Annotated in this window: 1 protein-coding gene; it reads right to left on the reverse strand. The window is 59.1% G+C overall.

All coding sequences use genetic code 11. From position 1 onward, the window contains the following. Positions 1-25,470: a LamG-like jellyroll fold domain-containing protein gene (locus Mal65_RS26980; protein ID WP_196784735.1), complete on the reverse strand. Its 25,470-nt coding sequence runs from the start codon at positions 25,468-25,470 to the stop codon at positions 1-3. Positions 25,471-25,652 lie beyond the last annotated feature (182 nt).

The raw sequence follows: 25,652 nt of genomic DNA on the forward strand, positions 1-25,652 counted from the left end.
CTATTTCAAGATTTCGTCGATGCGGTCCTCGGTTTCGTCCGAACCGGCGCGGTAACCCGACAGCAGCACCGACGGGTCGACGACTTTCCACGACGGCATGCCGGCCGCCAAGGTCGCGATCAGCATCCCGCCACGCAGGGTCCACAGGACATAACCCAACGACGCCAATCCCAACGTGGTCGCGGCGCCGCCGACAATCACACCACCGGACTGTTCAGTCTGGTTTTCATCCTGCATCTGTTCCCACTGTTGCCAGACGACCGCGTTTTGCAGGTCCAAGGTGCGGATTCGGTCGATCAGCTGAATTTCCGTCGAACTGAATCCAAGTCTCGTATAGTCGGCGTCTTTGCCCAGACGGATCGACCCACCGACATCGGTCGAAAAACTAGCCTGTTGGGCCAAGGAGTTTCGGACACCGATACCACCATTGCCCTTCACCGCGCTTCCACCGGTCGTGATGGTCGCCGCCGAATCTTTCGATCCGGATGAATCCTCATCGCTCGATTCACTCGATTCGGTCGGCGATGCAACACCATCGGTTGCATCGGAGATTGCCTCGCCGCCTTCGCCACCATCGCCGGATTCTGAGGAATCGTTGTCCTGGGTGTCCGTGTCGGCGTCGGTATCGGTGTCCGTATCGGTATTGTTGTCGGTGTTGCTGTCGCCGCCGTCTCCATCACCGCTGCCGCCGGTGGGCGGTGCCGCCTGGACTTCGATGGTGACCACCGTGTCACCGCTTTCCAACGATCCGTCACTGGCCCGATAGACGAATTGGTCGGTACCAAAGTAGGCCGTTGATGGGGTGTAGACGATGGTTCCGTCGGGCTGCACCGAAACGGACCCGTGTGCCGGCGCCGTGACCAGAACCACGTGCAACGGATCACCGTCGACGTCAAAATCGTTGTTCAGCACGCCGGGCCCGTTCAACGTTACCGGTTGGTCGACCAGCGTTTGGTATGACTCGGTATCGGCCACCGGGGCTTCGTTGACGTCGACCACGTTGATCAGAACGGTTTCGACCAGACTGTTGAAGTTCGCATCGCTGACACGGATGTCCAGTGAATAACTGTTCGTTGATTCAAAATCCAAGTCGGCCATCGCGAGAGTGATTTGGCCGGTGTTGGGATCGATTTGGAATCGACCCACCGCGTCACCGCTGACGATTTGCCAACTTTGCAGCATGGTGGTTGCGTCGGCGTCTTGCGCGATCATGGAACCGACCACGGTACCGGTCGGCGAATTTTCATTGATCGTCAGGACTTGCCCCGGCGTGATGACGGGGGTGAATTCATTGACGTCACCGATGGCGATATCGAACGACTGGGTGGCGACCGATCCGTCACTGCTGGACGCTTCGATGATGATGGTGCGTGTGGCACCATGGATCTCGCGGTCGATCGAAGCGGCGGTGGTGACTTGTCCGGTCACCGAATCGATCTGGAACAAGCCGTCCGGATTGCTGGTCAGTTGATAGGTGATCGTGTTGTTGGTTCCGTCCAAGTCGATCGCGTCGGCGGTGATTCCCACCGGAGTTCCGATCGGGCTGTTTTCATCGACGATGTTCGTTGCCGCATCGGAATCCGTCGGCGCGGTCACGTCGAATTCATCGGCGTCGGTGACTTGGATGGTGAATGTCGTGTCGGCGGTCGATCCGTCCGATGAATGGGCGCGGATGACGATGTCATGACTGGTGTCGGATTCGTAATCCAACAATCCACCATTGGCCACTCGCACGATACCGCTGGCCGCGTCGATCTTGAATCGTCCACCCGCGTTGTCGGCCAGACTGTACGTCACCGTGTTGTTGGTACCGTCGGAATCGGTGGCCGATGCGGTGATCCCGACCAGCGTGTCGGTCGCCGCATTTTCAATGACACGATTGACTGATGCGTCGGTATCCGCCGGCGCGGTGACGGCGTGCTCGTTCGCATCGGTGATCGTGACGGTGAAGGTTTCAGTATAGCTTGCCCCCGCGGTGTCGGTGATTTGGACGATGATGTCGTGGCTGACCGCGGATTCATAATCCAGCAATGAAGTATCCGCCACGCTGACTTCTCCCGTCAAAGCGTCGATGGCGAATCGCCCGCCCGCGTTGTCGACCAGGCTGAACGTGGCCGAATCGGACGCGTCAACGTCGCTGGATCCGATCGTTCCGATGGGGGTGGTGTCGGCGGCGTCTTCGATCACCGACAACCCCGGATCGATCAAGTCGTGTGGGGCGTCATTGGATCCGCGGATCGTGATGGTGATCTGGGTGGTGGACGTTGCTCCCTGGGTATCACGGATGGTGTAAGTGAAGACGTCGCTGAGAGTGTCCGTGCTGGTCCGCAACGCTTGCACCGCCGGATCCAGTTCGTCCAGCTGATAGGTGTAGCTGCCGTCGGACTGGATCACCAAGTTGCCGTACAAACCGCCGACGGGCGCACCCACATTGCCGCTGGCATTGGGTTGACTTCCCACGGCCACGCCGGTCACGGTCGCGGCGTCACCCGAATCGGCGTCCGTATCGTTGTCAAAGACGTTGCCCAGCGCATCGCTGCCGGAGACCGAATTGCCGACGCCGCCCGATTCGACCGCGGTGCCGCTGTCGACCGTTGCCACAGGCGCGTCGTTGGTTCCTGTGATGGTCACTGTGACCGTTTCGGTGTCCGACAGCGGTGTGCCGGCATCGTCGGTGACGCTGACGGTGTAAGTCAGGATCAGCGTATCGCTGTCGGCCAAGAAATCGAACGCTTCGGTGCCACTGTTGAAATCCCAGGTCAGCGTGTCGGTCGTTTCGGTACCGTCCAAGATGGCATTGGGTGATACGGACAGGAAGCTTTGCAACGTCGGGTTGTCCAGTGCGGGTGGAACACTGCCTGCACCGGTTCCGGAAACGGCGACACTGTCAACCGATGCGGTGACTTTGTCGGTCAGGTCGGCGTCGTCAATCGTGAAGGTTCCGGTATCGGTCAGTCCCGCGTCGGCTTCGGTCAAGCCCGACGTGGCCGGGCCGCCCGTGATCAACGGCGAATCGTTCGTACCGGTGATTGTGACGGTAACGGTTTCGGTGTCCGACAGGGTTGCTCCCGAATCGTCGGTGGCGCTGATGGTGTAGGTCAGGATCAGCGTTTCACCGTCGGCCAGGAAGTTGAACGCTTCGGTGCCGCTGTTGAAGTTCCAGGTCAGCGTGTCCGTCGTTTCGGTGCCGTCCAATATCGCTGTCGGCGATACGGACAGGAAGCTTTGCAAGGTCGCGTTGTCCAGCGAACCGGGAACGCTGGATGCGCCGGTGCCCGAGACCGCGACGCTGTCGACGGCGGCGGTGACGTTGTCGGTTCGGTCGGCATCGCTGATCGTCTGTGTCCCGGTGTCGGTCAATCCGCTGTCGGTTTCCGTCAGGCTGGACGTGTCGGGACCGCCGGTGATGACTGGTGCGTCGCCGGTTCCGTTGACGGTGATGGTGACGTTCTGCGTGTCGGTGGAACCTTGACTGTCGGTGACTTCGATTGTGTAAGTCAGGGTGAGCGATTCACCGCTGGCCAGGTAGTCGAACGCTTCTGCGCCGCTGTTGAAGTTCCAGGTCAACTGATCGGACAACTCGGTCGCATCGAGCACGCCCGCCGTCGACGACATCATCGCCAGCAACGCCGCGTTGTCGCTGCCCAATCCAGCCGTAGTGGAGGAGGCGACGACTCCCGTCACACTGCTGGTGACGATATCCGTCAAATCCGAATCGCTCACCGTTAGCGTACCGCTGCTGGTCAGCGTCGTGTCGGTTTCGGTCAGCGTCTCTGCGGCACTATCACCGGTGTCGACAAAGACATCGGGCGAGTCGTTGGTTCCCGTGATGGTGACCGTGACAGTTTCGGTGTCGGACAGGGTGGAGACGGAATCGTCGGTGGCGCTGATGGTGTAGGTCAGGATCAGCGTTTCACCGTCGGCGAGGAAGTCGAACGCTTTGGCGCCGCTGTTGAAGTTCCAGGTCAGCGTGTCAGTTGTTTCGGTGCCGTCCAGGATGGCGGTGGGCGATACGGACAGGAAGCTTTGCAGGGTTGCGTTGTCGAGCGATCCGGGAACGCTGGATGCGCCGGTGCCCGAGACCGCGACGCTGTCGACGGCGGCGGTGACGTTGTCGGCGATGTCGGAATCGCTGACGGTGAAAATGCCTGAGTCGGTTAGGCCGCTGTTGGTCTCGGTTAGCGATGACGTGGCGGGACCGCCGGTAATGATCGGTGCGTCTTCGATCGAGTTGACGGTGACGTTGAAGGTCACGTCGGTGAATTCGCCGCGTGCGTCGGTGGCTCGGACGGTGATCGTGGTCGTGCCGTGTTGTTCGGCGGCGTAGTCCAGCGTCAAAGTGCCGGCACCGTTGTCGATGTTGGCGGAATCCAAGAACGCGGGACTGCTGTAGCCGATCAGGCTGTAGGTGAGCTCGTTGTCGGCATGTTCGAGGTCGCTGAACGCGGCGTCGAGATCGATGACGGTGTCGGGGGCGTCTTCGTTGACGGTGACGTCGCTGATGCTGCCGGTCGGGTTGCTGTTGAGGAAGATATCGACGGCACCGGATGGTGAGTCGTACTCGTCGTAAACGGTGAAGCCGACGGAGTCATTGAGCAAGGTGATTGCGTCGAACGTCCCGGCCAGCGTCGTCGACGTGAAGATGTCTTGCAGGTAACCGCCCGCCGTCATGCCGGTGAGGTCGAGTTCCAATTGCGCGCCAAGACCCAACGTCAATGTGCCGCCGACCGCGATCGATTCGTAAACGCTGGTGGAGGATGCCGACAAACGCACGATCGCGTCATTGTCGAGCGTCAAATCGTTTGTGATCGCGCCCGTGCCGATCAGCAACGAGTCATCGATTACGACATCGCCGGTCGCGTTGATCGTGTGACCGTTCAAGTCCAACGTGCCCGAAATCACGTTCAGGTCTTGCGAAGTTCCGTTGAGCACCAAGTCATCGGCCAGGATCGCCGTGCCGGTGGTCTTGTCGATGTTCAGGCTTCCATCGGAAAGGTCGTCGCCGGAGATCGTTTGCGTGCCAGTTCCGTTCAGTGTGAACTGCGAGTTGCCACCGACGCTGGTGTCCGATGACGTGATGTTGCCCGCGACACGGATTTCGCCGACGTTCAGTGCGTTGACGCTGGTGATGGTCAGATCGCCGCCGACGTTCAACACGCCGGAGATGTTCTTGCTGTAATTGGAATCGAAAATGACGTCATCAAAATTGATCGACGACGCGGTGATGGTTCCCGAGTTGTTGCCGAAGGTAATCGTGTGCGTCAGATCGGCAACGGTTCCGGCGACGTGATTCAATGTGCCGTTGATGGTCAGGTCGCTGCCGAACGTCAGCGTGCCGGACGCTTTGTTAATCGTCAGGTGTTCGGCTTTCGCGGTGCCGGTCGTTGCCGAAACGATTTGGTTGCCGGTGCCGTCGGCGATGATCATCGTCGTGCCGCTGTAGCTGTCATCGCCGTAGTTGATGTCGCCGGCGACGGTGATCTGGCCGCTGTTCAGCGTGCCCGCATTGGTGAACGTGAAGTCGCCGTCGACATCCAGCGTTCCGACAATCACGCGAGATCCCGCAACGGTACTGTTTAGAATGACGTCGTCAAACGTTGCCGAATCGGCATCGATCGTGGTGTTGTGACCTTGGAACTCGACGACTTGACCGTTGGTGTCCCATCCGCCGGAGGTGTGAGTGAAATCGCCGCCGAGTTCGATATCGTTCAGCAAGCGAACGGTTCCGGAGGCTTTGTTGATGACCAGGTTGCCCAGTTCACCGGTACCGCCACCGGTCGAAATCGTTTGGTCGGCGGTGCCATCAAGCGTCAATACGCTGGTGCCCGACCAAACACTGTCGATCGTCGTGATATTACCCGCCGCGGTCACGTTGCCGCCGTTAATGGTGACGGCGTTGGTGTAATTCAGGTCGCCATCGATATCGAGTCCGCCGACGATGGTGACGGTGTTGCTGTTGTTGAATTCGAAATCGTCAAACGTGAGTCCCGACGCGTCGACGGTTTGGCCGGTCGTTCCGGCGACGCTGACTTCGTGACCGCCAAAGTCGACGCTGCCTTGGCTGTGCGTGAAGTCACCGGCGAAAGACAGATCGCTTAGGAACGTCAACGTGCCGACGTGATCGATTTCGATGTTGTCGATCTGTGCCGACGTTTGCAAACTGCGGTCGCCGGTGCCGTCGAAGTACAGCGTCGAACCGTTGGTATTGAGCGTCCCGCCGGAGTGGATGAAGTCGTCGGCCAGGTTCAGCGTGCTGCCGGTGATCGTCAGCGTTCCGCCGGTGACGTTGATGAACCCGTCCATGTCGACGGTTTGTCCGTTGGTGTCAACGGTTCCGTCCGCAATGAGAAGGTCGCCGGTGTTGGTCAGGGTTCGATCGAACGTGAGCGTTCCGGTGTATCCCGCGTTGACTTGGATTTCGCTGATCGATCCGGCAAACGCGGCATCCAGCGTGGAGTTCTTGGTGCTGGTCGCGTCGAAGACCACGATGTCGTCGGCTTCGGGGACCAAGTCGTGGTTCCAGTTGTCCGCGTCGGTCCAGTCGTTGGTGGCTCCGCCTCCGTCCCAAACGAACACGGTTTGGCCGGGATTGACCGTGATTGCCACGGTGGTTGAATCGGTCAGGTTGCCATCGTCGACCAAGACGACCAACGATGCGCTGCCGTTGTAGCCGGCTTGCGAGTCGTAATCCAAACCGTACAGGGCCGCGTCGATGTCGGCCGTGCTGCCGCTGAACTGCAACGTGCCATCGCTGCCGTCGCCGTCGATGACGGTCAGGCCGCTTGTTTGCGAAAGAGCGATCGCGGCGTGATCGGCGGTCACCGTGACGGTCAAATTATCACCGTCGGCATCGTCGGTGTCGAAGACGCCTGCACCCAAGATGTCAAACGTCAGCGAACCGCCTTCGTTGACCGTTGCCGTGGCGGGACCGGTGACCGTGGGGGCATCGTTGAGATCATTGACGGAAACCACGATGTCTTCTTCGCGGAACAGGCCACCCGAGTCGGTCGTGCGGACGCGAACGGTGTACGACGATTGGCTTTCAAAATCTAACACACCATCCGTCAGGATCAGTTGATCGCCGGAGATCGAAAAGACGCCCGCATCGGCTCCACCGACGATCGTGTAGGTCGCCGTGTCACCGGAATCGTTGTCGCTGGTCAGCAGTGTTGCGACAGCGTGACCGCCACTGGTATCGCTGTGTTCGTCGACCGAGGCTGCGTTGGGATTGAGGTCATGGGGCGTGACGTTGACATCGAATTCGTTGCCAAACTCCGACGTTCCGATTCCCGTCATCGTCGTGGTCGCAACGATTTGGTCCGTGTCGACGACGCCCGTGACCGAAAGCGTTCCGGAGAAGTTGCCGCTCGCATCGGTCGTCAGGAAGCCGAGGTATCGCTGGCCTTCCCCACCGCCATCGCTTTCGAAGAACTCGATCCGCGCGCCGGCGAAATCGCTGTCGTTCGCCGCCGCACCCACGTATCCCGACAAGCTCAGGTCTCCACCGACAAGGTTGGCTGTTTCGATGATCGGGTGATCGATGCCGTCGTTGGCCTCGGTTGCGACCAGAAAGCCGTCATTCGCGTCGATGTCGTTGTTGTCGATGCCTTCGCTGGTGTTGCCGTAAATCGAGTTCATCGAGATGACGGCGTTCTGCGCTTCTTCGTGGCCCGAACCATCGCCGCGAATGACGATCGCGTTGGAATTGGTGTGGACGACGTTGTATCGGATCGTTGTGTCGACCGAGCCGAATCCGGCGACGATCGCACCGTAACCCGTCGTGTTGCGGACCGTGTTGTTTTCAATGGTGACGCCGGTGCGTGGACCGTAAAACGTTCCGATGCCGAAACCGGACGTGATGCCGTCGATCAGGTTGCCCGACACTGTCGCCGCATCGCTGTAGGCACTCAAGCCGAACTGAAACGCACCGTCAATTTCATTTCCTGAAACGATCGCTCCCGTGGAATCGGTGACGCTGAGAGCGGTTCCGACAGCAGCACCGGAAACGCCGAAGTAGTTGCCGGTAACCGAAGCCCCCGACGCTCCGCTGAACGCTGCAAAGTTGCCACTGGTTCCGGTCTGAGCGTACCGCGTTCCGTCGGCGGAGGTGCCGACCAGAGTATCCGACATGACGGCGTTGTCGCCTTCGAAATACACGATGCCGCTGTTGGTCGTGCCGTCGGCGTCCTTACGAACCGCAACGTCACGCAGTTCCGCATCGTCGCCTGTGAAGATTAACGTGCGGACAGCATTGGCGACGCCGACCAACTCCAGTTCGGTGCGTTCGAATTGCGAAAGCGTGACATCGTCGCCGGTGCCCAACACGCCATCGGCACCCAGTCCGACGGTTCCGCCGCTGCCGATTTGCCCGGCGTTGGAATTCAGCACGGTGGTGCCGTCGGCGGCCGAATAAGCGGTCCCGTCGATGATCGTTCCGATGTCTTCGATGTCCGCCAGCAGCGAAGTCAACTGGATCGTCCACCAATCGTTGCCACCGCCGTCGGTGTCGTTGGCGGCGACACCGGGAACGAATCGCATTTCGTTTCCGCCGGCGATCGCGTTGGCGTTATCGACAAACTGGCGGAAGCTGCCTTGAACGCTGCGTCCTTCGCCGCCCACGTCGTCGCCATCGCGAACACCGGTCACGACGTTGAAGCTGAAACCGCTATCGATGTTCGCCGTGTCCGATCCGCTGACGGAAACTCGCGTCACGTGTTCGGCGGTCAACAGGGAACTCGCGTCATCGGAAACATCCGCCGCACGTCCACCAAATAGTGCACCGCTGCTGCTCAGGAAACCTGCGCCGTCGGCGGCACCGGCGACGCCATAAGTTTGTTCGGCCCAGACGTCGGTTGCACTGAACGTCGCGTTCAAACCAGCCGATGGAGCAATCGTTCGTGAATCAACGATGACAAAGTACGTGTCGTCTAGCAAACTGTTGAACTGGTAGAAACCGTTGACGTCTGTCGTGGTGGTTGCAACCAGTGTGTCCGCCGCCGTGATCGCGTTGTCGTCATCGACGTCTTCGTACAAGTGAACGGTGACGCCCGAAAGTCCTACCGCGTCACCGAGTTGTGAATCGCCGTTGACGTCTTCGACGATATTCCCTTCGATCCGATAGGCATCGTCGACGTCGATGGTCATCGTGTTCGGCGTGGGATCAGTGTTCACGCCACCGTCAAAGACGCCGCCGTCATCGCTGACTTGGAACGTGAAGCTGTCGTAGGCCGTTCCGGTTTGGCCCGCGATCGCCGTGAACATCAAACGACCAGTGGTGATTTGTGCACGGCTGACCGAATCAGACGCCGAGAGTTCTTCGCCCGCGTCGTAATCGCCGTCGGCGTTAGCGTCGAGGTACAGAGTGCCCACGCCGGTGGTGGAGTTGATGATCAGGTTGGCGAACGTGTCCGCGTCGATGTCGCTGTATCCGAAATCGCCCAACGTGAAGGTGTAATCTTGGTCGCGCAGCGTGGCCACCGTGTTATCGGTCCCCGACGGAGCGTCGTTGACTTCGGTGACGGTGATCCTGGCAACAGCGGCCTGGTCGCTGAAAGCGGTGCTGCCGCCCGTTGTGCTGGCGTTGACTTTGGTGCCCGGCGTCGAGCCGTCGGTTTGATCCCAAGCGACAAAGGTGAAGTTGCCTTGTTCGGCAGCGACACCGTCGGGGACAAAGCGAACGTGATCGGTGTCACGCAACACCAACGCACTGGTGGACGACACCGTGCCGACGTCGGTCCAGTTGGTGCCACCGTCGGTCGAGAATTCCCAGTGACCGTTGCTGGCCGTGATCGCACGAATCGCGATGCCTTCGGATGCACCGGCGTCGGTGTCGGTGATTCCGAATCCCGCGTTGCTGGAGAGAATGGACGCGACGGTTTGGCCGGCGTTGTTGGTGGCGTCTTCGTTGATTGACGTCAGCGTGTAGAGGTAAGTGTCATCCAGCACGGGCGTGTCGTTGACTGCGGCGATGGTCAAGTCCGCGGTTTCGGTGGCGCTGGAAAACGCGGTCGTTCCGCCGTTCGTACTGGCGTCTTGCAGTGAACCGTTGCTGCCGAGCGTGCGGTCCCAGGCTCGGAAGGTGATCGCGTCGCTGATCGTGCCGTTGAAGTCCGCATCGGCTTCGAAATAGATTCGCGTGTTACTGTTGGCGTTCAGCACTCTCGCCGAAGCGTCGCTGACGCTGCCTAGCGTGTTCCAGGTGCCGCCGTTGTTGGTCGAATACCACCAAGTCCCGTTGGTCGTGTCGGCGGCGGTGATCGCAACGCCGGTTTGAGACGAATCGTCGACGTCGGTCACGTTGCCACCGAGGCTGACAAGGTCGGTGATGACGGTGCCCACCTCGCCCGATGGAGCGCCCGCGTCTTCAGTTTGCGCGGTCAAAGTCAGAATGGCGCTGTTGTCCAAAACGGGTGCGTCATTGACATCCGTGACGGTGATCAACGCCGATTCCGTCGAATTGCTAAACGCAGAATTGCCGCCGGTGGAGCTGATATTGTGGTAGGTTCCGGCCGTGCCGGCGGTTTGATCCCAGCCACGGAAGCCGAAGTTGGCCAGCGTGCCGTTTTCACCGTCGGGATTGAATCGAACAAGATCCGTGGAACGCAACAACAACGCGTTGGAGTTGCTGACACTGCCAACATCGGTCCAAATGGTGCCGCCGTCGGTGGAGTATTCCCACGTTCCGTTGCCTGGGTTGGAAACGATGATTGCGATGCCCTCGGGATCGCCATCGACGTCGGTCAAGATGTCTTGGCCGGAAGAAGCCAAGAATGACGCAACAGTTTGCCCAGCATTGTCGACAGCGTCTTCGTCGATCGTATTCAGCGACGTTGAGAAACTGAAATCCAACTCCGGTGCGTCGTTGACCGGTGTGATCGTCTGGTCTGCGCGTTCGACCGCACTCGAAAATGCGGTGGTCCCACCGACGAGCGTTGCATCTTCCAGCAATCCGTTCGTGCCCACGGTACGATCCCATGCGCGAAAACGAATGGCATCGGTGATCGTGCCGTTGAAGTCAGCATCGGATTGGAAATAGATTCGCGTGTCGGCGTTCGCCTCCAAAACCCGTGCCGATGAATCACTCACGGTTCCCAGTGCGTTCCAGTTGGTTCCTCCATCAGTTGTGAACCACCAAGTTCCGTTGTTTGTGTCGGCGCTGACCAGCGCGATACCGGTTTCGGCATTGTTGTCGACATCGCCCACGTTGCCACCAAGAGAAACCAGGTCGGTGACGAGCGTCCCGACCGCTCCCACCGGCGCGCCGGCGTCTTCGGTTTGAGTCGTCAGTGTCAACGCGGATGAATTATCCAGGGTGGGAGCGTCATTGACATGGGTTACCGTGATTGAAGCCGATTCGATCGCTGTACTGAACGCGGTTGTTCCCCCATTGGTGGTCGTGTCGACCTTCGTGCCCTCGGTTCCGGATGTCTGATCCCAAGCACGGAATTCGAAGGTCTGCGTGATTCCGTTGTCGCCATCGGGCTGGAATCGGACTAAGTCGGTACTGCGCAGGAGCAACGCCGAGCTTTCGGAGACGGTTCCAACGGCCGACCAGTTCGTTCCTCCATCGGTCGAATACTGCCACTGTCCATTGCCGTTGATGCGAGCCGTGATTGCGATGCCCTCCGGATCTCCATCGACGTCGCTGATCGGGTCGCCGCCCGTACCGGTTGCCAACAAGTCGGCAACGGTCATTCCGCCGTTGTTGATTTGATCTTCGGTGATCGACGTGACGGTCGGCGTGCCGCTGTTGTCCAGTTCCGGTGCGTCGTTGATCCCGGTGATGTTCACGACGGTGTAAGCCGTGCCGGTTTGCTCGCCACCGGTGCCTTGTTGGGTGCCAAAGTTGTCGTCGTCAAACTCCCAGTTCAGTTGCACGCTGGCCGGCGGTGCATCGCTGGTGTTTTCGTACGTGATCGACTGCAGGACTTCGTTCAGTTTGGCCGCGTCCAAGTTGAAATTGAATCGCAGTCGGAGTTCCCCAGCTGAGTTCTGTTCGACGGTACCGATCGTTTCGCCGTTCAGGACAACGCTTCCGCTTTCGGTCAATGCGGCCAGGTTGCCACTACCGCCGAACACATCGTCCCCGCTGGCTCCACCGTTTCGCGAAAGCCGTAATTCGGTGTTGTCGTAGTTGTCCAGTCCCGCGGCAATCTCGTCATCGAACAGCGTCAGGTCGCCGTCCAGAACCACGGCGGATCCGCCTTCAGTGAAGCCGACCGTGCCGACGTGGCCATTGATTTGCTGGATCGAAACGTTGTCAATGCGACCGTCGACGTTGTTGGTATCGTCGGACAACCCGGCGGTGTCCGATGTGTCGGTGAAGGTGATCGTTGATGCGACGGAATCGGCGGTGAACGTGTACTCGTATCGAACGTACGTGTTGCCATCAATGTCGGTGACAATGTGCGAAGTCGTCAGCAGATTGCTGTCGCCGTCGACGGTGACTTGCATGGATTGATTCTTCAGATCCGAACCGTCGCGATAATCGAATGTCAACCGATAAGTCTGGCCGGCTTCGGTGGCGATCGTTTGCGAGGCCGTGTGCGGACCCACGGCGTTGCCCCCACCAAAGTTCATTTCGCCACCGATGTAGGCGACTGCTCCGGACGTCGACCACCCGCTCAAGTCGGTGTCGAATGTCCCGTTGCTGATCAATTCCGGCCCGATGAATTCGGGGGCATCGTTGACACCGGTGATCGTGATGACCGATTGCGTGCCGACAACCGTCGTGTCGTTGACGCCGTCTTGTTCGAATTCGGTGACCGATTCCAACGTCACGGTGCGGGTGGTCCCCGTGGGCGCTTCGCTGGTGTTCTGATAGGCGCTGTTGTTGATCATGGCCGCGGCGGTGCCAGAACCAATGCCGAAGTCACGCGAGATTGTCAGGGTTGCAACGCCCGCGTTCACACTGACGCTGTAGCTGAACCCGGAGGTGTCAGTGGTCCCTTCGTTGCCGTCGACCAGTTCAATGTATTCGCTGTTGATGCGATACTGCTCATGAGCGCCATCGGTGATTCCGGCGATCGAAATTTCGAACGATCCGATGGTGTCGCTAAGCTCGACGGCGTCGATGGTGGTTCCCGAAAAGACGCTGACGCTCGCGCCGCCTTCGGTGAACGTTGGGTTGATCGCGGTGGTTGAAACGATGGGTGCGTCGTCGACCGCGTGGACTTTGATGACCAGGTTTTCCGTCGCCGAATCATCATCGCCGTCGTTGACCACAAAGGTCATCGTGCGATCGGCCGTATCCGGATCGTGGCTGTTGTTGTCGAAGGTGATTTCGTTGAGTGCGGTTTGGTAATCCGCAAACGTCACGCTGTCGGGCGTGTCGCTGGTCAGCGTCAATGTGATCGAACCGTCCGCCGAAAGGTTGCCGGTGGGGATGCCGGCCACCGAGATTCCGAGCGCGTTGATGGCACCTTCGTTGACGTTCAGGATGTCGCCGATCTTGCCGTTGGTCAGTGTGACCGTGACGGATTCAGCGTGGGTGTCGTCGATGTCGGTGATCGCAAAGTCGTCATCGATGATCGCAATCGGGCCGGCGTCTTCGGTGAACACCGTGGTGCCCTGCTGAGTCGTGACACTGAAATCGCTGATGTTCAGTTGATTGCTGGTGCCGGTGTAATTGGCCAGGACCAGCGGCGCGATGTAGGCGGTGCCGTGACGGAACTGCGTTTGGCTGGTCGCGCCGGTATCGTTGGCACCTCCGATCACGATGGAGTAATCGCCGCCGGTTTCGTCGATCGGTCCGTTGGACAACAAGGGGTATTGGTACGTTCCGCCCGTCGGCGACATGTTTCGAACGGCTTCACCCGCCAAAATGGTCGGTCCGGACCAAACTTCTCGCAGCGTGATGACGCCGGTCACGTGATCGATCGCGCCGGCATCCCATAAGTTCGTTTCAACGTTGCGGGTGTAGGTGTAGTCGGCGTAAGTTTCACCAAGGCTATTGGTGTAGCCGTACCAAGCGAATGAGCGGTTGCTCAGAGTACCGCCCTCGTACCAACCGGTTGCGTCGGTTAGCACGATTTCAGTCGCCCCCGCGACAAGGTCGACGGCAAGAGTTGTATCAGCTGCCCCCGCGTAGTGGCCGGTATGTTGAGACGTGATTTGATTGCCGTCGATGTCGTAGCTGTAGAAGCCCAGGTAGTGCGTTTCGCCCGCGTCATAGTTGCCGCCCACGCCATCGCCCGACCATGCGGTCACCGACAACTCGTACGTCTGGTCCGAATCGATCGCAATCATGTTGGTCGATTCGAGTGTCGCTTTGCCGATCACCGAGGTCGTCGTGTTGCCACCGAACTCGCCGATCATTTCGTCAAAGCCGGTCGAGATCGTTGCCGCATCGTTTTGCGGCGTGACGTCAAAGGTCAAAGTGTTGGCAACCGGATCGGTGTCGCTGCCGGAGTTGGCCGTGCCGCCGTCGTCTTGGGCGCGGAACGTGAAGCTGGCGTAGCCGGTGCCGTTTTCATCAGCGATTGGTTCGTAGGTCAGCAGCCCGCTGTTGATGTCGCTGAAATGAACGAAGTTGCCCGCACCCAATGCCGAACCGCTGTAAAGCAGCGTGCCGCTGCCGGGCAGCGTGTCGATGTGAACAAATTCGAGCGTGTCGCCATCGATGTCGCTGAAACCGAAGTCGGCCAGCGTGAACGTGTGCGTGGCGTCCTCGTTGATCGTGATCGTGTTGTCGCTGCCGCTGGGGGCGTCGTTGATGTTGGTGATGTTGACTTGGACGGTGCCCAGCGTTTGATCGGTGCCGCCGCCGTTTCCGGTGTTGCCGTTGTCGTTGGCGACGACGGTGATCGTGTCGGCGCCCGTGCCTTCGGTGTGCGTGATGCCATGTTGGTACTGAACACGACTGCTGCTGGTGAGGTAAGTGTTCAAGTCGGCTCGCGTGCCCGACAGCGTCATCGTGTCGCTGTTGTTGCCGGTCACGGTCACCCCGCCCGCGTCGGATGCGAACAACAATCCGCCGGTCGCGGTTGACAGTTTGATCGTCAGTGTCTCACCGTTGTCACCGTCCGCATCGCGAAGGTCGAAACCGGTGAAGACGAAGTCCGACAGCGTGTCTTCCAAAATGGTGAAGTTGGCTGGCAGCGTGCCGTTGTTATACGGATCATCGTTCAAGCCCACGACGGTGATCGTCGATGCCGTGTTGATCGTTCCGGTGTCGGATCCGCCGTTGGCGCCGCCACCGTCGTCGGTGATCGTCGTCAGCGTGACGGTGCGTGATCCGTTGGTAACGACTTCGCTGGTGTTGTTGTAGGACAGGTTGTCCAACAACGCATTGGCATCGGCGACGGTGAAACCGCCTGTCTTGCTGATCGTGACCGTTGCGGTGGTCCCCGACACCGTGACGTCGACGTCGTAACTGCGATTGCTGGTCGTTTCGCTGTTCAGATGCGTCAATTCGATGGACTGGCTGTCGATGACGAGGATTTCATCCGCACCGTTTTCCAGGTCAGACACAGTCAATTCGATCGAGTTGACTTGGTCGCTGCCTTCGACGGTGCTGACCGACGTGCTGCTGAAGATTCCCACGCCGCCGGCGTTTTCAGTGAACGTCGGATCGTCGGCGGTGATGGTGGCGACCGGTGCGTCGTTGACCAGCGTCATGTCCATCGTGCGGCTGATCGTGTTGCTGGTTCCGCCGTCGCCATCGGTGACGGTCATTTCGATCGTGCGTTGATTGGCCAGCGGTGTATCGCTGAGGTTGCGGAAGGAAACTTGGCGTGCGACGGCCTCGACCGCGGTGGCGTCGGCGTCGTGGTTGAACGTGATCACCAACGCGGCGGCGCCGTTACCGCCGGTGAACGTTCCGACTTCGGTCGCACCGCTGCCGGAGTCGTAGTAAACCCGGTTGCTGGCGGTGGTGACGTTGTTGCCGGCTTGGATGAAGATGCGATCGGACGATTGTGCGTTGGTGACGATGTCAGTCGTCAATGTGCCGCCAAAGAAGTCATCGCTGTCACCGTCGGTGATCGTCAGCGTGTTCTCGATATACGTTCCGGATCCGTTTTCGGTATAAGCATCGCCGCCGCCCGCCGCCGTGATGACCGGGGCGTTGTTGGCGACGCCGACGTTGATGCTGGCCGATCGTACGAGACTGGTTCCGCCGTCACCGTCGGTCATGCGAGATTCGATGTGCCGAACGGTTTCGGTTGCGGAAATCGTGTCGACGTTTTCGTAGGTGATGGCTCGAACGAGAGCGGTGGCGGCCGTCGCATCGGCGTTGGCATTTAGCGTAATGACCAACGCAGAACCCGATGTTCCACCTGTGAAGGAACCGATCGTCGTGCCTTCGTAGGTGATGTTGCTTCCCGAGACACCGATCTGTCCGGAACCGGTGCCTTGGTTCTGCACCGCTAAGACGTCTTCGGCGGAGTCGCCGCCGGAGACGATGTCGATGGTTAGCGTTCCAGTATCGAAGTCACTGCTGTCATCGTCGGAAACGACCGCAGCGGTGCTTTGGTCGATGATGACCGGGCCTTCGCCTTCGGTGTAGTTGTAGGCGTCGCCGTGCAGGTTGTTGATCTCCGGACGATCAACCACGGCGGTGACGGTGATCGCGCGAGCAGCGGCCAGCGAGTCAGCTTCGCCATCGTTGACAACGAACTGCACCGTTCGAGTCGTCTCGTCGGGGTTCTGGCTGCTGTTGTTGTACGCGACCGAACGCAGTGCGGCCTGGTATTCGGCGACGGTCGCGGTTCCTGTCAGCGTCAAGACGCCGGTGCCGGAATCGTACGAACCGGTGATTCCGTTTTGGTCCGTGAAAACGAGGCTGTCTTCGGTGGAACTGAATCCGCCTGTGATCGATACGGTTGCCGATTCCAAATCGGTGTCGTCGGCATCGCTGAGCGCCAACGTATCGGTGATCGTGACATCCCCGTCGTCTTCGGTGTAGTCCAGCGCGGTGCCTTCGACGGACGATGCGACTGGGGCATCATTCACCGCCGTCATGGTGATGTTGAATCGGCCGCTGCTGGTGGTGCCTTCGCCATCATCGACCGTGAAGTCGAAGTAATCGCTGTGGTTTTCGCTTCCGTAGTGGCTGTAGCTCAAACGGCCTGACGTGATGTCTTGTTGAGTGAACGTGTCGTTGGTGAACAACCCCAGGCCATCGAGAGTCAAACTTCCGTAATAGGGATAGTCTGTCAGGGTGTAAACGATTTGATTGGGCGTGTCGCTCGTATCGACATCCGTCGTTTCCAGCATCGCATCGGTGATGTAGCCGCCTGAACCTTCGGCAAAAGTGGCACCTGTATTGGTCGAGACAACTTGTTCGTCGTTGACGCTGGTGGTGTTGATCGTCACCGTATCGTTTGCGGTGCTGAACGCGGTGGCGCCGCCTCGGGTGGTCACGTCAACCGATGTGCCCGCCGTTCCGGTTGTTTGATCCCAGGCGTAGTAGTCCAGCGTCATCGTGCCGCCGTTTTCGGTGTCGGGTGTGAACCGGATCAGGTCGGTGGTACGCAAGAGCAACGCGTTGTTGGCGTCCAATGCTGGCATCACGGTCCAAATGCCGCCACCGTTGGTGCTGTATTCCAACACGCCTCCATCGCCGCTGCCCGCATAGACCGCGATGCCTTCCACCGCACCCGGGTCCACATCACTGACGCTGGATTGCAGAACCGAGGAAACGGGTGCGTTGAACGCGGACGCATCTTCGGTGGTGTTGTAAACCGGACCCCATGCCGTCATCACCGGTGCATCGTTGACGTTGGTGATGTCGATGTTGACGTTGCCCAGGCCGACGTTGCCTCCACCACCGCTGCCTGTGTTGCCGTTGTCGTTGATCACCACGTACAGAATGTCCGCGTCATCACCGGTTAGATTGGCGGTGGGATGCAAGTAGGTCAGGATCGTCGTGTTGTCCAAGTAGGTGTTTAGGTCCGCCAACGTTCCGGTCAATTCGATCGCGTCGCTGCCGTTGCCCGTGATCGTGATTCCGGCCATCGCGGCGGCGGTGATTTCGCCGTTGGCATCGGTGCTCAGTTTCAACGTCAGGTTGCCGCCGCCGTGATCGACATCGCTCAGGTCAATCGATGAGAGATCCAACTGGCTGGCGACGTCTTCGGTGACCGTGATGTCGGTCGGCAGCGAACCGGCGTTGGTCGGATCGTCGTTGACCGAAGACACCGTGATGTTGGCCGTGTCCGTGGCATCGCTGAAGGCGGTCGTGCCGCCGTAGCTGGACGTGTCGACTTTGTTTCCGGCCGATCCAGTCGTTTGATCCCAGGCGGCGAAGACAAACGATGCGTTCTCGCCATTTTCGCCGTCAGGAACAAACCGCAGGCTGTCGGTCGAACGAAGCAGCAGCGATTCGGTCAGCGACACGGTGCCGACATCGGTCCAACCGGATCCGGTGTTGTATTGCCATTTGCCGTACGTGCTGCTGGACGAGAAGATCGCGATGCCTTCCGGATCGCCATCGGCATCGGTAATTCGGTCACCTCCATCGCTGGCGATGATTTCCGCGACCGTGTTGCCGCTATTGTTGGTGTCGTCCTCGGTGATCCCGGTCAACTGAAAGAACGCGGCGTTGTCCAGCACCGGCGCATCGTTGATCGGCGTGACCGTGAGGGCGACAGTGTCGGTCGCTTCGGCTGCGCCAAGAACGTTTGCGAGCGAAGCGATGTCGGATTGCGTCAGGGCACGGTCGTAGACACGCACGTCGTCCATCGTTCCGTTGAAGTCATATCCGTCGACAGCAAGCCCGCCAATACGCGTCACTGCGCCGGTGTAATTGATGGATGTGCCGATCGTTTTCGTGGCAACCAATTCGCCGTCCAAGTACAGCGAAGCGGTGTCGGCAAGGTCATCGAACGTGAACGAAACGTGACGCCACCCGGTGCCGGCAACCGTGCCGTCGAAAGTCACCGATTGTGGGTCCGTGCCGTCGTGAAAGAAACCGACCATTTGTCCGGACGCATTGTCCAAACGCAGTCCCATGTTCGAACCAATTTGAACCACGGTCGCACCCTGCGTATCGGCCGCGGTCAGGTTCACCCAAGCCGCGATGGTGACGTTGGCGGGTTGCGTCAACAGATTGCTGACTTCGACACGTTGTCCATCGCCGTTGAGCGACAGCACGTCTCCGTAGTCCGCATCGGTGGTGACCGTTGCACCGATCAGCGATCCGTTGTTGGTTCCGACCGGTCCGGAATCGTTGGCCGGATCGGCCGAGTCGAACTGAAACAACGCTTCCAAATTCGCGTCGATATTCAGTTGATAAACTTGCTCGTCCTGCGACGTGATTGTCAGCGTGTCGCCACCGCTGAAATCTGCGGTCGGATCGTATCGCAACCCTTCCAACGCCGCGTTGATGGCTTCCAGAGTGCCAGTCACGGTCACCGTCGCCGTGCCATCGCCTCCACCGACAACCGTCAACCCGTCGGTTTGCGAAAGAGTGAGTGTGCCGTCATCGACCGACAGCGTCACCCGCATGCTTTCGCCCACGTCGTCGTGCAACACGATCGCATTTCCGTTGGCCTCGTTGAACGTCAACGAGGAGTCTTCATTCAGAATTTGTCCAGCGGGAACCACATTGCTGGGCGATTCATCGGGAACGTTGTCGACTTCGACGGTGACCATCTGCGACGAAGAGTGCCCCGCCGCGTCGGTGGTTTGAACTGTCAAGTCATACGTAGGTGATTCTTCGTGATCCAGATAGCCGACGCCGGTGAAGCTGATCTCGCCCGTCGCGTTGTCGATCGCAAAACGTCCGCCCGCGTCATCGGTCAGCGTGAACGTGTAGGCGGAAAGGACTTCGCTGGCGTCCCATTCGACGATCAACGCGTTATTCGATCCTGCCGCGTCGTCTGCCCAGGTCCCGTCGGCGAGCATCCGCACATAGTCTTCGCCGACGGCCTCGGTCTGCGAGAAGGCGGGTGCGAAGTATCCGTTGCTTGGCGATCCGGCATCCCCGCCGGTCCAGAACTGATCATTCGATTCTGTCGTTCCCTCCAACCAGTTCCAGTTGCCATCATTGTTTGCGTCGCTGGCCCCCAACCAGATTTGTTTGCCGCTGTCGATTGCAAACTGGCGGATCAGTTCGTTCTCATAAGCACTGCCGATCGTCACCATTTGACCGCTGACGCCGTTGAGCATTGCGGAGGTGGCGGTCGCCAGATGCGTGTTGAAGTCGTCATTCGTATCGACAAACCGATAAAACTTTCCGGTGCCCGCGTTGTACGAAAGCGTGCTGTCGTTTTGCAGAATCACCGAGACCGCTTCGGGGACTTCCACCACGCGAACGTCACCGATGCCTGCTCCAAACGCTCCGGCGGTAAACGATTCGAAACGCAGGTCGGTCGAAGTCGAATCGGCGGTGAAGGTCAGTGAAAGTGATTGCGGCAAGAGATTCGACAACGACCAACCAGTGCCCTCGGTGATCACGAAGTCTTCGGAGACGCCACCGGCACTGGCACGAAAATCAATGTGGTCCGCACCACCGCTGAAGTTCCCCGCGGCGCTGAAAATGACCTGGTATTGCTTGCCGATTTCGGTCGTCAACGTCTGCACGATCACGCCTTCGGTGTCGCCATTGAGTTCGACCGACCGACCGCCCAGTTCCGTCGGTCCAACGATCGAACCCAGCAAGTCAACGTTGCCGCTTTCCACCGTCCAACCGCCAATGGATTGACCGGTGGTGTAGCGGGTGTAGGAACCAGGATCGGGGGCATCCATAAACAAGCCGTCGTTGACGAGATCCACGGCGACATCAGGATCGGTCGCGGTCACGTGACCCGCGGATGTTCCACCCGTGGCGTTCTCCGCGATGTGCAGGCCGTTTTGAACATTGCCTTCAATGAAGCCAGGCTCGGTCGCATGACCAATCGAAAGTGTGTAACCGTTGACGATGTCGACGACTTCGTTGGATCCGTTGAAATCCATCTGCCAATTGGCCAGCAAACCGATCGCGGCGGCTTCGGGGGCCGTCACATCCAATTTGTGTTGATAGCTGTGCGAGATTTCTTCGATCGATCGAACGTGATCCCAAACACGAACGTCATGGAACACACCAGAAAATGATTCCGTCGCGTCAAAGCTGCCACCCGTGCTGTCTTGGTCTTGCCCCAAAACGAATGCACCTCCGCCGTTGGTTTGGGCTTGGGTGGGTGTGCTAACGATCTCAACCAGTTCGCCGTCGACATAGAAACGAAGGTCGCCATTAGGTGCGTCCCATGAGAAACCGACGCTGTGGAATTCGCCATCGAACAGTTCGGCGTAGGTACCGGTCGACTTAAAACCCGTCCAATTCAATGTCCCGTCCGCTTCCACACCGAAGAACGAACCGGATCCGCCAGATTGCCGTGAGTAGAAAGTTGAGATGGTGTCAGGCGTTTGCAGATCGCTGACTTGGAACTCCATCGTGATGGCTTCCAACGCGTCCCAGTACGGCACACCGCTAACTGCATCAATCAGGTAAGCATCATTTCCGCCATCGGTGTTCAGAGCGATACCGCCGGACAAATCGGTTGGGGCGACTTCCGATTCGTCCACATCGTTGATCGCGATCGTGAATGCTTCGTCGTACGTGCCACCATCGTTGTCGGTGACGCGAACGGTGACGGTGTGAGTCGCGTTCGTTTCGTAGTCCAGTTTTGTCGCATCGGCGACGGTGATCTGGCCGCTGTCGGAATCGATCGTAAAGGCACCAGCGACCGTTTGAGACTGAATCATGTACGTCAGGGCTTCGGTAGCATCCAAGACCGCATCGGCGTCCCATTCGATGACATAGTTGTGATCAGATCCGGTGCTGGGGGCGTCGTACCAAAGGGCATTACTGGAATCCAGTCGGAGTGCGTCCTCGGTCCCACCGAGATTGTTAGGTTGACTGGCATCGGCCCAGTGGGAGTATGCTTCGGTCGCATATCCGGTTTCTGCACCGTGCCAAAACTGGTCCGCCTCCAACCCGTTCTCGATCCAACGCCATTCTCCCTCGACGGTCGCATCGGTACCGCCCAGCCAAACACTGCCGCCACTGGTTTGCGTGTTCGCAAGATTGGTTATGAATTGATTTTCGGCTGCCGAACGAATCACAGCAAGTTGCCCGTTGACTGTGTTTAATGCAGTCGACTGAGCGTTGGTCTGTGACACACCCCAATCAAAAGCACCAGCGACCACTTGGTAGAACTTTCCCGTCTCGGCGTTGTATCGTAGATCGCTATCCGACGCCAACAACGCGCTGATTAATGCCTCGCGTTCCAGGTCGGTGCCGGTCACCGATCCGATGACATCCCCGGTCGAGGCATCTTCGTCAACACTGAGATTCAGCGTTGGAGAGGACTGCGTGAACGAGTCGCTGTCGACGCTCTTGAGCGTCAAGTTGTTTCCGCTGACCGTGTCGGTCACCACACCGCCGGTGGACAACTCATTGAATTGCCAGTTGGCGAGCAAGCCCGTTTCGTCGTACGGCAAGTTGCTTCGGTAACTGGAAGCGATGGCGGCATCCGTCCGGACTTCGTTGAAGATCCGAATGTCATGAAGCGTGCCACGGAAGATTTGTGCCGGTGCGTACCCACCGTCGACAGCATCCTGTTCCTGCCCAAAGACGAGCGTCCCGCCGGTGTCAATGGACAGTCCGGTCGCAACGCCGGATGCGGTTGATTTCTGATCGCCATCGATCAGTAAAGCCGCATTGCCGGTGGCACTGTCCCAGGTCACCGCGAGACTGTGTTCCAGGCCATCCGACAACGACGTCATGTCAAAGCCGGAGAACGCGTAGTTGTTTCCGCCGATATGAAGCTGAAACGCCGTGCCGCTGACCAAGCCAGCCAAAGCGTTGAAGTCTCCGCTGGTCGCATACGAAAAGAACGTGAATTGATTGCCAATCGACGTCGAATTGAACTGCATCTCCAACGTCAACGCGGTCAGTCCGCCCAGAATCGCGTCACCGTCGTCGGCAATGAAATACGCATCGTTTCCGCCATCGTGGTTGATGCTGACTCCACCATTGGTCGTCGAGGTGATGGCCAAGTCCGAAGGTGCCTCCGGGACGTATTCATACGAACCGATGTCGGCGGAAGCATCGCGAGTCTCACCACGGATGTCTTCGGTTGGGGGCGTTCCACCACCGGCATCATGCGCGGCGCTGCTATCCGTGATGCTGTGGTAGTACTGACCCGAGGCGGCATCAAGCGTCAATGCGGAAAGAACCGGATCGGTTCCTAGAACGCCGCCGTTGTCTTCGATCAGGTTGTTGGTGTTGGTGGCCAGTGTTCCGTTGACATCGGCTCCACCAAACGCGGAAACGTTGTCCGCGATGATTGAGTTGGTCACGTTGACCGTGCCCGCAATGACCTGAATCCCGCCACCGTTTCCACTGGTCGCTTCGTTGGCCGCGATGGTGGAGTAGTCGACGTTCAACGTGCCCGAATTAACACGAATGGCTCCGCCGTCGTACGTTGACGTGTTTCCGCTCATCGTGACATTGGTCAACGTCGTGACACCGCCGTCCACGTTCAACGCACCACCGTCGCTGGCCGCGTTGTTGATCAAAGAAACTTGTGTCAACGTCGTCGTGCCGGTGCTGTAGATTGCTCCGCCTGCTTGATTGATTGCGGTGTTGTCCTGGAACACGACGTTGGTCGCCTCCAGTGTGCCTTCGTTGAAGACGGCTCCCGCTTCGTAGACGTCACCTTCTCCGCCGGTCACCGTCAAATCGCTGAGCGTGAGCGAGTTGGATGACGCGACATGGAAGACCCGATCGGCCATCCCCGAGGCGTCGATGATCGTGTCGCCCGCACCGCTGCCGGTGATCGTGATGTCCGACAGAATGTCCAGGTCACCGGTCGCTGCGAACTGTTCGGTATCACCGGTGACATCCATTGAATACGTGCCCGATCCAAGCACAATCGTGTCAGCACCGTCGGTGTTGTTGGCTGCGATAATCGCTTCGCGAAGCGAGATGAATCCGTCCACGCCTTTGTCGGCATACAACGCCGATAGGCTGCTGGTGTCTCCGTCCAGCGTGTCGGCAAACGTGTCGACTTGGATGCCCGCACCTTTGGCCATCAAGGCATTGACGTCATTGTCCGAGATCGCACGGGTGTAGATGCGAACGTCGTCCAGCTTGCCTTCGTAATCAGTTGCTGCGACGCTGGTGCCGCCGATCGTGACTGTCGAGCTGACATCGACCACGCCGACGTTGGCGGTGGTTGGGCCGGAGGTTGTTCCGTCAACGTACAGACGCAGATCCGTTCCGCTGCGAGTCGCGGTAACATGATGCCAATTGCCGTCGGCGACGAAACCGGATCCCGCAAGAGTGGCGGCCGAAGAGGTGCTGCCTTGCAGGAAGAAAGTCAGGCTTCCATCGCTGTCGGTGTAGATCGAGAATCCGTCGCTGCCGTCGTGCGATCCGATCAAGCGAGTCGAGTTGCCTTGCAAAGCGTCCGCGTTGTACCAGAACGAAACGGTGAAATCGCCGCTAAAGTCCAACGATGGATCATCCGCGATCTCAACGACCGAGTTCGCACCAGGAGCATCCTGCGAAAAGTCCATCGCGTATTCACCAACGGCCGCATCGCTGGTCCACGCCGGATCATTGACCCATGAGCCGTCGTTGCCACTTCCGGATGCATCCGCTTCCGTCAGCGAACCCGACGTGTCGTATTCGTGATGCACGACCAGGTTGCTGGTGATATCCAACGTGCTGTGCCAAGATGTCTGCGCCGCGTAGCCAAATGCGACGTCGGTTTCGACTTCACCGACCGCGTATTCCAAAATCCAGTCACCACCCAGATCCTCGTGCCCTGTCGCATCATCACTGGCCGCAACGTCACAATCGCAGACCAACGCCAACAGTTCGATCAAGTCCTGTCCGTCGGTGGTTGCGGCTAGGTCGCAGCCGTACACCAGCATGTCGGCACCCGCATCCATCGCATGTCCCCACGACGCGATGTCGCCGGCGTACTCCGGTGCAGTGTCTAGGTTCAGTTCGGCGTTGCCCAGCCGGATCGTTCCCGCATCACCGTGGCTGACCAGATGCACCGCGTCGACGCTGGACAACTGATTCAGTGTTTCGGTGATCGCATCCAATCCGTTTTGATCGGATGCGATGCGGACGATGATCCACTGGGTGTCGTCGGTGCCCGAACGCAGATGGTTGATCAGCACATCGGCATCATCGACCGCCTGATCGACAAAGACGACTTCCAGCGGGCGGGCCGGATCGATCGGTTCGCCGTCGACATCGACGGGGTCGGCCACTTGGGATCCGTCAAAACTGTCATCTTCGCTGGTGGCGATCGACAGATACGAATCGTCCGCGGGTCCCGGCGGCGGACTGTAGGTGTGCGTTTCGGCATGTCCATCGGCATCGCCCAGACCATCAGCCAGCGCATCCAGATCGACATCGACCGCGGCGTCGGCGTCACCGAGGACCTGGTCGGGGCTTTCGCCGCTGAGCAGGATTCGGTCTTCGAGCGCGTAAAAGTCGAATACGCGTTTCTTTTTGTCGGCCATCAACGCCATCCGGTGGGGCTTGGATCATCGGATCACCGACGGGGCAAGAGAATGGAACCCTGCCACCAATCGGTGGTATTGCCGCGCATTTTTGTGAGCACAGCCGGCCGCACTTTGACCGGGTCACAAAACCCCCAGCACAAAAATACGACGTATCTACAACAACGGCGGAACAATGCGTG

The sequence above is a fragment of the Crateriforma conspicua genome (genome assembly GCF_007752935.1).
Classification (GTDB): Bacteria; Planctomycetota; Planctomycetia; order Pirellulales; family Pirellulaceae; genus Crateriforma; species Crateriforma conspicua.